The organism is Metabacillus mangrovi (assembly GCF_009711125.1).
GTDB lineage: Bacteria > Bacillota > Bacilli > Bacillales > Bacillaceae > Metabacillus_B > Metabacillus_B mangrovi.
The window spans coordinates 15,638-28,937 of record NZ_WMIB01000014.1 but is presented as its reverse complement, the minus strand read 5'-3'; the positions used below and the strand labels follow the sequence as shown (position 1 = coordinate 28,937).

The window sequence follows — 13,300 nt, the reverse complement described above, 5'->3', positions numbered from 1 at the left end:
GCTGCCTTTCCATGGGTGTATCAGCTGATGCTTTATTAGCCATTTCCGTTCTGTGGGGGTTTATTTTTATCTATGCAGTCATGGGGACAATGGATTTTGGGGCTGGCTTCTGGTCCATGATCTACCTGAATCAAAAACAAACAAAAGCAACGAACATCGCCAATCGTTATTTGAGCCCGACATGGGAAGTGACCAATGTTTTTATCGTGGCGATTGTGGTAGCGGTCTTCAGTTTCTTCCCGGGTGCGGCATTCATCCTTGGGACCGTTTTACTCATACCGGGGAGTCTCATTTTGCTGCTGCTTGCGATCCGCAGCGGGTTCCTCGTCTTTTCACACATTGCAAAAGATTATGAACGGGCATTAACGTATGTTTCCGGGATCTCCGGGTTTATCATTCCTGCCCTGCTTATTTCAATACTGCCAATTACACATGGCAAATACATTAAAGTGGTGGACGGAGTGCACCAGCTTCAGCTAGGAGCTGTTTTCACAAGCCCGAATGTTCTTGCGTTTATCGGTTTTGCGGTCAGCAGTACGCTGTTTCTATCGTCGCTTCTGCTCGCGGATTATTCCAGGAACTTGGCCGGCGAGGAAAGAGCCTATGAAATCTACCGCAGAGACGCTTTAATTACCGGTCCGATTTCCCTTGTAATGGCTTTTCTGATTATGGTCACACTACGGAACGAAGCAAATTGGATTTACACGAACATGATGGAGTACCTGCCTGCTCTGATCACTTCAGCTGCCATGTTCCTGGTAGCAGGAGCTGCCCTGTTTCTGCCTGCGAAAAACAGGCATACCCTCGGCAGGCCGCGGATTGCGATGGTCGCCATCCTGATCCAGTATTTCCTGGCGAGCTATGCCTACGGAAGAGCACATCTTCCATATATGATTTATCCGGATATCACCATTGATGCAGGATTCACGCACCCCAATACGTTCAGAGCTTTGTTTATCAGCTATCTCGTTGGCTTCGCGATCCTGTTCCCGGGCTTCATCTTCTTTTGGAACCTGTTCATGAAAAATCCAAAAAAGGCAGAAGGAAATGAAACGTGATAAAAGACAGGTATGGAAGTCCTTATACGGTTAAAAATAGAAGTAAACGCAAGGAGGGATGACAAATGGCCAACCAGAAAATCCAATGCGAAGTAAACAACTGCACATATTGGGGACAGGGCAACCAGTGCACGGCTGATGCAATTTATGTTGTAAGCCACACTGGTAAGCATGCAAGAAAAAGCGAGGAAACAGATTGCAAAACGTTTAAACCGCAAGATCTGTAAAGGGAGCGATCTAAAACAGGGAAACGCATCATGGGCGTTTCCCTGTTTACGTTTCAGGTATTCAGTTTTCCGGACTCTCCACTTTTCTTCTTCCAATCGCATTTCGGCTTCTTTTTTTCGCGACAATGCCGTGCGAGGGGGAGAAGATGAAAGCAAGGATAAAGAAAATCCCGGTCATTACAGCCATTGAACCGGCAATGGAAACGTTCGCTGCAACGGCTGCATAATAACCGGTTACAGCCGAAGCAATGCCGATGCCTGCACTGATGAAGAGCATGTGCAGAAGCTTCTCTGTAAGGAGATAGGCAGCAGACGGCGGCACGATAATCATGGCCACCACAAGAATCGCACCGACACTGTCAAAGGAAGCAACCGTTGTAATCGACAGCATGCCCATTTGAAGGTAGTGGATCATCAATACCGGAATTCCAATAGCAGCTGCCATGGCCGGATCGAATGAGGTCAGCTTAAATTCCTTATAGCAAAGGAAAATAATGCAGGCATTCAGGATAAGGACAAACCCAAGCATCCAGACAGCTGAAGGACCAAGATTCATTCCGTTCCACTCAAGCAGATCCCACGGAACGAACGTAATGTCTCCCATCAATGCATGCTGGACATCCAGATGCACGTTCCCCCCGTAAACCGATATCAAAATGACACCGACAGCAAATAACGAGGTAAACACCACACCGATTGAAGCATCAGACTGGACCCCTTTACCATCCAGCAGCTGAACAAGAAAGGCGGTGAGCAGCCCGACAATGGCAGCTCCGACAAGCATGGCCGGTCCGTCAACAAATCCGGTCACGAAGTATGCGCCTACGATCCCAAGCAAGACCGTATGGCTGATCGCATCTGCAAGCATCGACATTTTCCTCAGAACAAGGAAACAGCCGATCATGGAGCAGGTGATTCCGACCAGTGATCCGGTCAGAAGAATCCACGCTTCATAGCTCATTGCAGCAGCCCTCCCCTCTCCGCAGACAAATGATTTGGAATCAATGACGGCAGCCTTTTATGCTTTTTCAAAAGCACAGATAAGCTGGCTTTCAATTCTTTTGAAAGATTGCCTTCATCCAGATCCTCTTTTCTGACCTGCTGAAGATGAGCCAACTCCATTTCGTGCATTAAATACATTTCATACATCCGCTGCCTGAGCACCAGGTCATAGGATACCTCAATCCCTGTATCTGTCAGGCACCATGTGTCTTCTGATACAGCGGTAATAAATCCTTTTTTCTCAAACCCCTTTAGAACGGACAGGAGCAGACCTCCCGGGACAGGCCGCTTCCGGAGCACCTCTTCTGATGAAAAACAAGCATCCCTGTTTTCCGCTGCTGCCGATTCGGATAAATCATAAAACGAGAGAAGAACATGTTCTTTTGCAGTCGCCTTCCGGACCTTCCATTTTTTGATCAAAAGAGAAAGCAACCCTCTTTCAGGGGCAAAAATCAGAGAGATCAAGAACATGAATGTAGCGGCCAATATAATAAGCGGTCCGGTCGCCATGCCTTCTGTTACTGTACTCAGGTACGTGCCCGCAATCCCCGATATTCCTCCGATGACACCTGACAGAATGATCATGATATGAAGCTTTTCTGTCCAATACCTTGCGGCGATGGAAGGAGTGATGAGCATGGCTGCCATCAGCACAACTCCGACGGTTTGAAGCCCGATCACGACGGCACTGACAATCAGGGTCATAAGAAGCCCGTTCAGGAAGGACACAGGCAGTCCTGCTCCTTTTGCAAATTGACTATCAAAGGTCAGCAGCTTGAACTCCTTGAAAAAGAGGAACGTTAGGAGCAGGAGGAGGGAAGAAGCGATCGTGATCAGGCGGACATCTTCCCATACCATGGAAGCGGCCTGCCCGAAAATGAAATCGTCCAGCCCGCTCTGGCTTCCGGACGAACCTTGCTGAATATAGGTCAGCAGGACGATTCCAAAGCCGAAAAACACGGATAAAACCAATCCAAGCGCGGAGTCTTCTTTAATTCTGGAGTGGCGGACAATCGTTTGGATGGCCCAGGCTGCAATCAGCCCGGAAATGGCTGCACCTACGAGAAACCATAAAAGGGATTTTTGTCCGTAAAGAAGAAAGGCGATGCATACCCCAGGCAAGGCAGCATGTGCCATTGCATCTCCGATAAGGCTCTGTTTCCTTAACAGGGCGAAGCTGCCGAGAACTCCGCTCGCCATGCCAAGCAAAAGCGTACCGAACAGCACCCACTGTGTATTTGGATCCTGTAGCTGATACAGCAGTTCAGACCACATCTCCTTTACCCCCTGCTGTTTTCTCCTTTAAAAAGGCAAGTCTGCCTCCATAGGTTTTTTGAAGGTTGTCAACGGTAAAGGTATCTTCTGTCGGTCCAAATGCAATCTTCCGCATGTTCAGCAAAAGTACCCAATCAAAGTACTCATCAACAGTCTGCAAATCATGATGGACGACGAGTACCGTTTTCCCCCTGTTTTTTAAATCATTCAGCAGGGAAATAATCGCCTTTTCCGTTGCCGCATCTACACCCACAAATGGTTCATCCATAAAATAGACATCGGCATCCTGTGCAAGGGCCCTTGCAAGAAACACACGCTGCTGCTGGCCTCCGGAAAGCTGGCTGATCTGTCTGTCTGCATAATCCAGCATTCCCACCTTATCCAGGCTCTCTTTTGCAAGCTCCATATCTTTTTTTCCAGGCCGCTTAAACCAGCCCACGTGCCCATACCTGCCCATCAGAACAACATCCAGCGCATTAGTCGGGAAATCCCAGTCGACCGAGCCGCGCTGCGGAACATAACCGACAAGCTTGCGCTGCTTTTTGTATTCTTTTCCGAAGACCTCTATTTCACCGGATGCTGTTGGAATCAGCCCCAGGATTCCTTTAATTAGAGTAGATTTTCCTGCTCCGTTCGGACCGATAATGCCGATGAGTTTCCCGCTTGGAACTTCAAACGAGACCTCCTGCAGAACGGGTTTTTTATGATAAGCGATTGTGAGGTTTTCTACTTTTACCGGAATCACTTCTGCTCCTCCTTCTTCTGGCAGTATCCTATTAATTTCTTATTTTAAGGAAGAAACAATCATATCCACGTTATGTTTGAACATCCCGAGGTATGTGCCTTCTTCTGTCCCGCTTTTGCCCATCGCATCCGAATAGAGCTCTCCGCCGATTTTCACTTCATGCCCTTTCTGTTTAGAGCCCTCCACTACTGCATTAATGGACTTTTGGGAAATGCTGCTTTCTACAAATACAGCCTTGATGTTCCGGTCTGACAAAACACCGACAAGCTTCTGAACATCCTTCAGCCCATATTCGGAATCAGTGCTCAGTCCCTGCAAGCCCATGACTTCCATGCCGTATTCCCGGCCGAAATATTGAAAGGCATCATGTGCTGTAACCAGAACCCTGCTTTTCTCCGGAATGGATGCAATCTGCTCCCGTGCATAGGAATCCATTTCCTTCAGCTTCGCCTTGTACGCTTCTGCATTCTTTTTAAACTCGTTTTTATACTCGGGCATTTCTTTACTCAGCACTTCTTCGACCTTATCCGTTACCTGAATCCAGTTAGGAATGCTGAACCAGACGTGGGGATCATGCGCATTTTTGTTTCCCTCTACAGTGAGGATTCTGTCTTCATCTACCGACTCTGCAACGGGAATGACCGGCTTGCTTTTGGAAATCTTCTCAAACACTTCCCCCATCTTCCCTTCAAGGTGAAGCCCGTTGTAAAGGATTACGTCTGCTTCGCTCAGTTTTTTAATGTCTCCCTGGGAAGCTTTATACAAATGCGGATCCACACCCGGACCCATCAATGAATTTACCTCCACTTTGTCACCGGCTACGTTCCTGACCGTATCTTCAAGCTGCGCGATTGTCGTTGTCACTTTCAGTTTGCCGCTGCCGGAAGATGGCTCTGCGCCGGAACAGGCGCTGAGTAAAGTTCCCATCATCAGGACAGCTGCCATAAACATCTTTTTCATTTCATTTGTCCCCCTATTAAGTAATTATTCTGGACTCTTTTACCTTATGTGAAAAGTATAGAATCGTGCTATTCTCTTAGCCAAAAGAATGTTTTATTGCCTTAACTTAAAAAGTTTACCTTATGCAAAACTTTAACTTAAGGCGAATAGAATTGTCAATGGTAAAAGTTCGACATTTGGCTGTAAGGACATAGAAAAAAGCACCTGCCTGACCGGCCGGTGCAAAAGAGATGAGCGCAGTGGAATAGATTTGGTTTAACGATTGGATAATTGCAGTTCTTTAAGCAAAAGCTTGATTTCCATTTGGGTGAGCTGAGTGAGGTGCTGGACCGTATCGGGGGATATTTGCCGCTTCAGCAGAAGGGCAGCTATAAATTTCTTTCTCGTTTCGTGTTCTTCCGGGGTCTTCATGGGCTGTTCTCTTCCTCCTTTCTGAAGAAAGTATAAAACAGCCTCTCCTTTTAGACAAAACTGGAATTCTTACTATTCCATCTCATTCTGAGTGTTTTACGTTTTAAAAAATAAAAGCCTCCTGGCAGGAGACTAGTTTGAAGCGTGAAAAGTCTGTTTTGTATATTTCCCCAGTTTCTTTCTGTCTACCTCAAACCCTATTCCGGCACCTGAAGGGACGGCAACAAGACCATTTTGGACGGTTACTTCCGGAGAGATCAAATCTTCTTTCCAATATCTCGAAGAAGCAGACAGATCGCCTGGAATTGTAAAGTTCGGCAGCGATGCAGCAGCAAGATTATGGGCCCTGGATATTCCAGTTTCGAGCATCCCTCCGCACCATACCGGGATGTTCCTTTTGAGGCAGAGATCATGTATTTTGATTGTCTCAGCAAGTCCTCCAACCCTCCCAGGTTTGATGTTGATGATTTTGCAGCTGCCAAGATCCAGTGCCTTCCTGGCATCTTCAGCAGATTCTATGCTCTCATCCAAACAGATCGGCGTATTTACCATCTTTTGCAGGACAGCGTGATCAATGATGTCATCAGAAGCAAGGGGCTGTTCGATCATCATCAGTCCGAAGTCATCCAGACTCTTCAGCTTATCCGCATCCTCAAGCGTATATGCCGAATTGGCATCTGCCATAAGAGGAATATACGGATACTGTTTTCTGATTTCATGAATCAAATCAAAATCATAGCCCGGCTTGATTTTGACTTTAAGCCTCTTGTAGCCCGCTGCCAGGGCATGGTCAATGGATTTCAGCATTGAAGGGATCGTGTCCAGTCCGATCACCATCCCCGCCTCGACCGCTTCTCTCGTACCTCCAAGCACACTTGAAAGCGGCCGGTTCAGCTGTTTAGCGTATACATCCCAGACAGCCATTTCAATCGCCGCTTTTGCCATCCGGTTCCGTTTGATTCCGGAAAAGGATGCATGGACCTCCTCCGGATGTCTGTACTCCCGGTGCAGACAAATCGGGATGAGGAAGTCCTGCAGCATATGAAGGCTCGTTTTTACGGTTTCTTCCGTATACCATGGAGAAGAAAAAGCTACACCTTCTCCCCAGCCCACTGTTCCATCTGAGTTCTCCGCCTCTACGATAACGCTCTCCCTGGTCTCCACCCTTTCAAGGCTCGACTCAAAAGGCTGAACGAGCTCCATCTCTGTAAGATGAAGGGTGATTTTTTTCAGCCGGATCATCTAATTGTCCAACTCCTTCAACAGGTTCCTCTGAAGCTTGCTCGATGCGTTCCGGGGCAGCTTCTCCATAAATGTCACTTTTCCAGGCACCTTGTATTTTGCCAGCCGTTCTGCGCAATATCGGATGACGTCACTTTCAGTCATCGGATCGCTTGCCACGATAAACGCATGGGGAACCTGCCCCCACTTTTTATCCTCTTTAGCGGCGACCCCTGCATCTGCAATGGAGGGATGAGCTGTGAGAACTGCTTCAATTTCAGCCGGATACACATTTTCCCCGCCGGAAATAATCAAATCAGAGCGCCTGTCCAGCACGTAAAGGAATCCCTCTTCATCAACTCTGCCAATGTCTCCTGTATACAGCCAGCCGTTCCTGAGAGCAGCCGCTGTTGCGTCTTCCCTATTCCAGTACCCTTTCATCACGTTCGGCCCTTTCACTGCAATTTCTCCTGGCGTCTGAACGGGCGCCTCTTCCCCGTTTTCATTCATAATGCGAACCCGGCATGGAAAAAGCGGCTTTCCCGCCGAACCCAGCTTGCTTATGGCATATTCAGGGGACAAAGTGGCGAACTGGGAAGACGTTTCGGTCATCCCGTATGTTTGAAAAACAGGAATCTGCTGATCTCTGCATTGCTCCAGTAAAGCTTTTGGAGCGGGTCCTCCGCCAAGCAGCATACACCGGAAAGACCCGGGATACGGACGTCCCTTTCCGTTTTCAACTAAAGCAGCCAGCATCGTGCTGACCACTGATACAATTGTCACTTTTTCATGAAGGATGGCATGGTTGACTGCCTCCGGATTAAATGGTCCATGCAGCTGAACCGGCATTCCATAGATGATTCCCCTGATCAGGATGGAAAGTCCGCTGATATGAAAAAGAGGAACGGCTGCAAGCCATTTATCTTCCGGCCCTAAGCCAAGATTAAGTACTGAGCCCACTGCGCTCCAGTAATGATTACCGAAAGTCTGCATCACACCCTTCGGCTTTCCTGTTGTTCCGGATGTATACATCAGCACGGCTGTGTCTGATAGTACAAATTCCTCCACAGGATCCTTTAATGGAGCAGCCATTTCCCGCATTTGAGATGGAGTTACAATGTTTGCATCTGGAATCTTCTTATCAAATTCCTCCCCGCAGATGAAGAGAGCGGCTTTAGAATCCTTAAGCTGGTAGTTCCACTCCTCAGCAGTCAGCCTCGTATTCAGCAGCACCGCGGTGGCCCCGCAGTAAAAAACGGCTTGGATCTGATGGGCCATTTCCGCACTGTTTTTCAACAGGATCGCGATACGGTCTCCTTTTTTAATCCCAAGCTTACGCAGTGCGCCGGCACGCTTTAACGCTTCGGAGTGAAGCTCACGGAATGTGAAGGATTGGTGTTCTGTTTCAAGTCCGGTGCGGTCTGGTGTCAATGCGGCCCTCTGCATGAGCCAGTTTGGAATCGTATCATTCACTGGTATCACTCCTTTATGTATACAAAGACAGGCAGCCTTTATGGCTGCCTGAATCACTGTTTAAGGAAAACGCGGGAATTGTTTGAAGTCCGGATCGCGTTTTTCTTTAAACGCATCTCTTCCTTCTTTTGCTTCGTCTGTCGTGTAGTAAAGCAGTGTGGCATCGCCGGCAAACTGCTGGATGCCGGCAAGGCCATCCGTGTCTGCATTGAATGCAGCCTTCAGGAAGCGGATTGCCGTCGGGCTCTTTTCAAGAATTTCTTCGCACCACTGAACAGTCTCTTTTTCAAGCTGCTCAAGAGGAACAACGGTGTTGACGAGTCCCATATCAAGAGCTTCCTGGGCATTGTACTGACGGCACAGGAACCAGATCTCACGTGCTTTTTTATGGCCTACGATGCGGGCAAGGTAGCCTGACCCGTATCCTGCATCAAAGCTGCCTACTTTTGGTCCGGTTTGGCCAAATACGGCATTCTCAGCTGCAATGGTGAGATCACAGACAATGTGAAGCACGTGTCCGCCTCCGATTGCATATCCGGAAACCATCGCGATGACCGGCTTTGGAATGACCCTGATCAGCCTTTGAAGATCAAGTACGTTCAGTCTCGGAATCTCATCTTCCCCGACATATCCGCCGTGTCCGCGGACCTTTTGATCGCCGCCTGAACAGAACGCTTTTTCTCCCGCTCCTGTCAGGATGATGACTCCAACATTGGAATCGTCTCTAGCATAAGCAAAAGCATCGATTAGCTCCATAACCGTTTTCGGACGGAATGCATTATGTACTTCCGGACGGTTAATGGTGATTTTGGCAATCCCATTATACGTTTCATAAAGGATATCTTCATAATTGCGGCCTGCAACCCATTCAAAAGATGACATCTTAAAAAACCTCCTTATTTTTCGGCACAGCATTTACTGGCTTTGTTTCAGGAACCCACTTATCATTGTACCAAAAATCTCCGGCTGTTCCACATGGATTGTATGTCCGGCGTGATTTATCCTCTCCAGACGCGCATCCGGGAACAATTTTTCCATTTGGGCTCCGATTGTGCAGAACTTTTTGTCCAGCTGACCTGTAAGGATCAGAACCGGGAGTGACAAGTTCGGAAGCTGTTCCCACCAGTCAGGCTGGATCCCGGTGCCCATCCCTCTAAGACTGTTTGCCAGACCTACTGGATTTGAACCGAGCCTTTGCTTTCGGATTGCCGCTCTTTTTTCCGGAGACAGTCTCTCCTGGCTTAAGAGCGGAAGTTTCTCCCAATAATCAGTGAAACGGAGAATTCCTTCAGTCTGGATTTTTTCCGCCAGATTTTCGTCGCTCTGAATCCTCGCATCCCGTTCCTGTTTTGTTCTCAGCCCCGGCGATGCGCTTTCCAGAATCAATCTCGAAACCCGGTCAGGGAAGAGCATTGCAAAGGACAGTGCAGCCCTTCCCCCCATCGAATACCCGCAGATAGATACTTTTCCAAATTCAAGCGCATCCAGCAGTTCCTTCAAATCCCTGCACGTCTCCTCCATGGAATACCTTTCTTTCAGAGGAGGAGCTTCTGTCTTTCCGTGTCCAATCAGATCTACAGCAAGAATCGTAAATCCGTCCAATTCATCTGCCATTTCCCCCCAATCTTCAGTGGACCCGGTAAACCCATGCAGCAGAAGAAGCGGATCTCCTTCTCCTGACAGCTCATAATGATAATGGACTCCCCTAATCTCTTTTTTCATTCAGAAGCTCTCCGATTATTTCCCGGGAAACAGATTCCAGCAATTCCCGATGAATTTTGACACGGGTATGCCGGTTCGTCGGCACCTCAATAATCTGAACCCCTTCAGAGCCGGCATATTCGGTGAAGCATTTTCTGAATGATTCCCACGATTCTGCCTTGAAATAGGAAGTCTGATATAATTCCGCTGCTTTGCGGTAATCGAGACCCGCCGGTGTACCGAATAAATACTCAAAATGCTTCTCTTCTGCGGACTGAGGAAGAAATGAAAAAATTCCGCCTCCGTCATTGTTCAGCAAAACGATGGTCATTGACACACCATTCAATTTTGCCCCAAGCAGTCCGTTTAAATCGTGATACATCGACAAATCACCGATCACCAGGACAGTAGGCTGTTTTGAGGCTGCCGCAATCCCGAGACTTGAAGACACTACTCCATCAATTCCATTCGCGCCCCGATTCGCATAGATTGAGACCTGCTTTTCGGTTGTACCGAAATACGTGTCTGCATCCCGGATCGGCATACTATTGCCTACAAACATCTGGGAATCCTCCGGCATGAGATGTGAAAGCTCCATAAACACCTTGCCTTCAAAGAGATCCGCGCCCTCTTCTATATCCGCAACCCGATCGCGGAAAATCCGGTTGGCAAGCTTCCACTCCTCTGCAAAATCCGCGTTCTTGCTGCTGCGGATGCTTTCTGCAAGCTGCCTGCAAAGCTGCGCTTCGTTCACTGGAAAGATTTCTGCCGCTGCCAATGCAGGATCCCGCCATTTGCCGTTTTGATCGACAATCACCTGATAAATCTCTTCTTCATCTCTCAGCATGACAAATAAGGGCTTTGAAACAGGAACCGCACCAAAACGAATGACTAAATCAGGCCTCAGATGATCCCTGAGCTCTTCATTTTTCAAAATGGAATCATAATGCTCGATGATTTCTTCCTTGCTTCCGCTGCCTGTACGCAAATTAGAAAGGGGATCAGCGAGAATGGGAAAGCCTGAAGCTTTGGAGAGCTCCATCACTGCTTCTTTAAATTCAGGATCATGCAGTTCTCCGCACACAAGCAAGCCTCTCTCAGATGAACGGATGATTCCCGCAAGCTTTTCCGCTTCATGCGGGTCCGCAACTGCAGCAGCTTGTCCCTTATACGTTTGCTTTTCCTGCCTCCCCCATAAAGAAGGAAGGGAGAGATCCGGAATCAAAGGCTCCCGCAGCGGGAAATTCAGATGCACAGGACCCATCGGCACAGCAGCTGCCTCTCCATAGGACCTTGACGCAAGCGTTCTGGCGTAGCGGCGCATGAATGGAGTGTCCTCCGGAACAGCCGCGTCAGCGAACCATTTTACATAGCTTCCGTACATTTCGTTCTGGTTGATGGCCTGCGGTGCTCCGACATCCCTCAGCTCATGAGGCCTGTCAGCTGTCAGAACAACAAGCGGGACATTGGAGAGGCTCGCCTCTATTACAGCGGGAAAATAATTGGCCGCCGCTGTTCCGGATGTGCATAGAAGAACGATAGGCCGGCGAAGTTTTTTTGCCATTCCAAGTGCATAAAAAGCCGCGGATCGCTCATCGATCTGCAGATGCGTTTGTACGGAAGGATGCTCCGCGAGCAGGATTGCAAGCGGAGTCGATCTGGAGCCGGGACTGATGACGGCATCTGTCAGTCCCTGTAAAGCCATTTCATTTACAAACCCTGCCAAATATTTTGTGTGTGCATCATGACCGGTCATATTTCAGGCCTCCCAGAGCTGAAAGCATAGGCCTTAGCTTAATCTTTGTCTCTTCATACTCCATCTCAGGAATGGAATCTTTCACAATCCCGCAGCCGGCATAAAGAACGGCAGAATGATCTTTTACGAGAGCTGATCGGATGGCAACCGCAAATTCACCATTGCCTTCTGCATCCATCCATCCGACAGGTGCCGCATACCAGCCCCGTTCCATCGGTTCCAGGTCTCTAATCATTTCCAGGGCTTTTTGCTGCGGCAGTCCTCCAAGCGCAGGAGTAGGATGAAGCTGCCTGACGATGTGAAGCAGGGAAGAATCCTCGCTCAAGCTTCCTTCAATAGGTGTAAACAAATGCTGAACATTTTTCGTTTTATAGATGCCGGGATTTTCCGGGATCATCAGCTCTGAACTATGCTCCTGCAAAGCTTCCCGAATCATTTTTACAACATAGGCATGTTCCTCAAGATTTTTCTGATCATTTAACAGCGAATTCTCAAGTGCACGGTCCTCTTTTTTGCTCGAACCCCGCTTAATTGTTCCCGCAAGACAAGCAGACTGCATGAACCGGTCCTGGATTTTAATGAGCCGTTCAGGTGTAGCACCAATAAAGCTTGAACTGCCGTTTTCAATCACAAAGCGAAAAGAAGTCTGCTGTTCCTTGATCAGCGTATCCAGTGCGGATCGCACATCAATCGGTTCATCTGATTTCATTGAAATCTCCCTGGCCAGGACTACTTTATCCAGCTGCCCCTCTTTTATGGCAGCAGTTGCTTCTATAATGGAATGGAGCCAGTCATCCGTATGGTGCTCCATCATCTCAAACGGTGCAGGATTTCCGGAAGCCACCCCGGACTTTTTGACAAGACTTTCTATATAGCGGATTCTGCCGAGAAAATCAGCTTCCGCTTCGATAAAGGACTCTTCTCCATTTAAGACTTTGCATATGGTGACTTCGGGTTTCTTCCCCCGTTCCCATCTGCAAAGGTATTTAGGAAGTGTAAAGCGCCCGTTTTTATAGGACGTCCAGTCTGCACTGCTGTTTTTGAGCGGATCAAAGGAAAAACCGCCCATGAGCACAGGACTTGGGCTGTCGGCATCACGAATGAATTTAAAGCGCTTCCATTCTTTTTCGATGTCCATAAATCTGCTATTGGAGGCTTCATCTGTATCAATGATCCATTCATTTCCTGCCCCAGCCAATACCGTATCTGATTCCGGCGGCATCCAAAATGTTCTTTCCCCGGAAAAGGCGTCTCCTGCTGCAGCAAAAAAATGAAGGGGGCTGATACCGGCAAGGGGAACTGTACGGCTGACAGCAACCCGGTGTCCCTTCTTTGCCTCTTCTACAGCTGAGGCTAAAGTCTCTATGAATGTATCGCCCATCGTGGTAATCACCTTGCATACCCCCGTAATCCGTAAAAATCGCTTTATCTAACATACACCCGCATACAGGGTGTGTCAATAGAATGAGAC

13 protein-coding genes are annotated in these 13,300 nt (G+C 48.2%); 2 read left to right on the top strand and 11 right to left on the bottom strand.

The window, feature by feature from the left end; all coding sequences use genetic code 11:
* Nucleotides 1-11 precede the first annotated feature (11 nt).
* The gene (locus GKZ89_RS13515) at nt 12-1,058 is read left to right on the top strand and encodes a cytochrome d ubiquinol oxidase subunit II (protein WP_155112931.1); all 1,047 of its coding nucleotides are present in this window, start codon (nt 12-14) and stop codon (nt 1,056-1,058) included.
* A 65-nt stretch (nt 1,059-1,123) separates the two neighbouring features.
* Nucleotides 1,124-1,285, top strand: coding sequence for a DUF1540 domain-containing protein (locus GKZ89_RS13510; protein WP_155112930.1), 162 nt, complete (start codon nt 1,124-1,126; stop codon nt 1,283-1,285).
* 61 nt (nt 1,286-1,346) lie between these two features.
* Here GKZ89_RS13510 and GKZ89_RS13505 read toward each other — a convergent pair whose 3' ends face one another.
* The 11 genes from GKZ89_RS13505 to GKZ89_RS13455 all read right to left on the bottom strand — a co-directional run bounded on the left by GKZ89_RS13505 (nt 1,347) and on the right by GKZ89_RS13455 (nt 13,222).
* Nucleotides 1,347-2,246: a metal ABC transporter permease gene (locus GKZ89_RS13505; protein ID WP_155112929.1), complete on the bottom strand. Its 900-nt coding sequence runs from the start codon at nt 2,244-2,246 to the stop codon at nt 1,347-1,349.
* Nucleotides 2,243-3,562 carry a metal ABC transporter permease gene (locus GKZ89_RS13500; protein ID WP_155112928.1) on the bottom strand — a complete coding sequence of 440 codons (1,320 nt, stop codon included), beginning with the start codon at nt 3,560-3,562 and terminating at the stop codon, nt 2,243-2,245. The genes GKZ89_RS13505 and GKZ89_RS13500 overlap by 4 nt, the downstream gene beginning before the upstream one ends.
* Entirely contained in the window at nt 3,552-4,307 is a 756-nt protein-coding gene (locus tag GKZ89_RS13495; RefSeq protein ID WP_162356864.1) for an ATP-binding cassette domain-containing protein, read from the bottom strand. Before GKZ89_RS13495 ends, GKZ89_RS13500 begins: the two co-directional genes overlap by 11 nt.
* Before the next feature lie 39 nt (nt 4,308-4,346).
* Nucleotides 4,347-5,267, bottom strand: coding sequence for a metal ABC transporter solute-binding protein, Zn/Mn family (locus GKZ89_RS13490; RefSeq protein ID WP_155112926.1), 921 nt, complete (start codon nt 5,265-5,267; stop codon nt 4,347-4,349).
* Between the two features lie 255 nt (nt 5,268-5,522).
* The gene (locus GKZ89_RS13485; RefSeq protein ID WP_155112925.1) at nt 5,523-5,678 is read right to left on the bottom strand and encodes a hypothetical protein; all 156 of its coding nucleotides are present in this window, start codon (nt 5,676-5,678) and stop codon (nt 5,523-5,525) included.
* A 132-nt stretch (nt 5,679-5,810) separates the two neighbouring features.
* On the bottom strand, nt 5,811-6,917 hold the full coding sequence (gene menC / locus GKZ89_RS13480) for an o-succinylbenzoate synthase (protein WP_162356878.1): 1,107 nt from the start codon (nt 6,915-6,917) through the stop codon (nt 5,811-5,813).
* 3 nt (nt 6,918-6,920) lie between these two features.
* Nucleotides 6,921-8,372: an o-succinylbenzoate--CoA ligase gene (locus GKZ89_RS13475; protein ID WP_162356862.1), complete on the bottom strand. Its 1,452-nt coding sequence runs from the start codon at nt 8,370-8,372 to the stop codon at nt 6,921-6,923.
* A 60-nt stretch (nt 8,373-8,432) separates the two neighbouring features.
* Nucleotides 8,433-9,254: a 1,4-dihydroxy-2-naphthoyl-CoA synthase gene (gene menB / locus GKZ89_RS13470; protein ID WP_155112923.1), complete on the bottom strand. Its 822-nt coding sequence runs from the start codon at nt 9,252-9,254 to the stop codon at nt 8,433-8,435.
* Nucleotides 9,255-9,287: 33 nt separating this feature from the next.
* Complete coding sequence (gene menH, locus GKZ89_RS13465) at nt 9,288-10,094, bottom strand: 2-succinyl-6-hydroxy-2,4-cyclohexadiene-1-carboxylate synthase (RefSeq protein WP_155112922.1); 807 nt, start codon at nt 10,092-10,094, stop codon at nt 9,288-9,290.
* Nucleotides 10,078-11,829 carry a 2-succinyl-5-enolpyruvyl-6-hydroxy-3-cyclohexene-1-carboxylic-acid synthase gene (gene menD / locus GKZ89_RS13460; RefSeq protein WP_155112921.1) on the bottom strand — a complete coding sequence of 584 codons (1,752 nt, stop codon included), beginning with the start codon at nt 11,827-11,829 and terminating at the stop codon, nt 10,078-10,080. The genes menH and menD overlap by 17 nt, the downstream gene beginning before the upstream one ends.
* Complete coding sequence (locus tag GKZ89_RS13455; RefSeq protein WP_155112920.1) at nt 11,816-13,222, bottom strand: isochorismate synthase; 1,407 nt, start codon at nt 13,220-13,222, stop codon at nt 11,816-11,818. The genes menD and GKZ89_RS13455 overlap by 14 nt, the downstream gene beginning before the upstream one ends.
* Nucleotides 13,223-13,300: the final 78 nt, after the last annotated feature.

What these genes read in the sequence shown, in the direction of transcription:
- GKZ89_RS13485 (WP_155112925.1), bottom strand. Translation starts at nt 5,678, where the DNA reads ATGAAGACCCCGGAAGAACACGAAACGAGAAAGAAATTTATAGCTGCC.
- GKZ89_RS13490 (WP_155112926.1), bottom strand. Translation starts at nt 5,267, where the DNA reads ATGAAAAAGATGTTTATGGCAGCTGTCCTGATGATGGGAACTTTACTC.
- GKZ89_RS13500 (WP_155112928.1), bottom strand. Translation starts at nt 3,562, where the DNA reads ATGTGGTCTGAACTGCTGTATCAGCTACAGGATCCAAATACACAGTGG.
- menB (WP_155112923.1), bottom strand. Translation starts at nt 9,254, where the DNA reads ATGTCATCTTTTGAATGGGTTGCAGGCCGCAATTATGAAGATATCCTT.
- GKZ89_RS13510 (WP_155112930.1), top strand. Translation starts at nt 1,124, where the DNA reads ATGGCCAACCAGAAAATCCAATGCGAAGTAAACAACTGCACATATTGG.
- GKZ89_RS13515 (WP_155112931.1), top strand. Translation starts at nt 12, where the DNA reads ATGGGTGTATCAGCTGATGCTTTATTAGCCATTTCCGTTCTGTGGGGG.
- menH (WP_155112922.1), bottom strand. Translation starts at nt 10,094, where the DNA reads ATGAAAAAAGAGATTAGGGGAGTCCATTATCATTATGAGCTGTCAGGA.
- GKZ89_RS13505 (WP_155112929.1), bottom strand. Translation starts at nt 2,246, where the DNA reads ATGAGCTATGAAGCGTGGATTCTTCTGACCGGATCACTGGTCGGAATC.
- menD (WP_155112921.1), bottom strand. Translation starts at nt 11,829, where the DNA reads ATGACCGGTCATGATGCACACACAAAATATTTGGCAGGGTTTGTAAAT.